Origin of the sequence: Mucilaginibacter phyllosphaerae (assembly GCF_004378255.1) — a bacterium.
In the GTDB taxonomy this organism is placed as follows: Bacteria; Bacteroidota; Bacteroidia; order Sphingobacteriales; family Sphingobacteriaceae; genus Mucilaginibacter; species Mucilaginibacter phyllosphaerae.
Genome location: NZ_SNQG01000012.1, coordinates 1 through 880, shown reverse-complemented (window position 1 = coordinate 880; position 880 = coordinate 1). Strand labels below are relative to the sequence as shown.

1 protein-coding gene is annotated in these 880 nt (G+C 57.3%); it reads left to right on the top strand.

What is annotated here, in order from left to right:
* Nucleotides 1–159: 159 nt before the first annotated feature.
* Complete coding sequence (locus tag E2R65_RS19470) at nt 160–831, top strand: glutathione S-transferase family protein (protein WP_134338168.1); 672 nt, start codon at nt 160–162, stop codon at nt 829–831.
* The last annotated feature ends 49 nt before the right edge of the window (nt 832–880 follow it).

Here is an 880-nt window from a genome sequence, read left to right as displayed (position 1 = left end):
TTCTTCAATCCAGTCAATCAACACACCGCAAAGCTACAAGACCACGCAATTAAAACCAAACATAATCCAGGAGAACATCCAATAAACCAAATAAATTAATAATAAGAAAAACAATCCCACACGCCAAAACCCAAAACTCAAAAAAACAACAAACAAAAAATGTCTTCATCCATCAAGCCCATCGTGGTCCACGGCAAAATCGGCCCCAACCCGCCCAAGGTTCACATGCTCCTGAACGAGCTCGGACTCCCCCACACCACGACCCCGCACGACTTCACCAGCATCAAGCAGGAGCCGTACCTGACAAAGGTGAACCCCAACGGGCGCATGCCGGCCATCGAGGACCCCAACACGGACCTGACGCTGTGGGAATCGGGCGCGATCCTGCAGTACCTGGTGGAGACGTACGACAAGGAGCACAAGGTCAGCTTCCCGGCGGGCAGCAACGAGTCGCACCTGGCCAAGCAGTGGCTCTTCTTCCAGACCACGGGCCAGGGCCCCTACTACGGCCAGTTCGTCTGGTTCACAAAGTACCACGAGCCCAAGGTGCCCTCGGCCGTCGAGCGCTACGCCAAGGAGATCAACCGCGTCACCGCCGTGCTCGAGACCCACCTCTCCAAGCAGGCCGACGACGCCGACGGCAACAGGTGGCTGGTCGGCCGCAGGTTCTCCTACGCCGACCTCGCCTTTGTGCCCTGGCAGTACTACGCCGGCATGCTGGCCAAGGACTACTACAAGAGCGACGACTACCCCCACGTCAAGAAGTGGTTGGACGCCCTGGTGGCCAGGCCGGCGATCAAAAAGGTTGTAGAGGAGGATATGGCCCGCTAGAGGGATTGTCGGCCTTGCGATGAGGATGTGGTTTTGGGAGGTTTGAGGG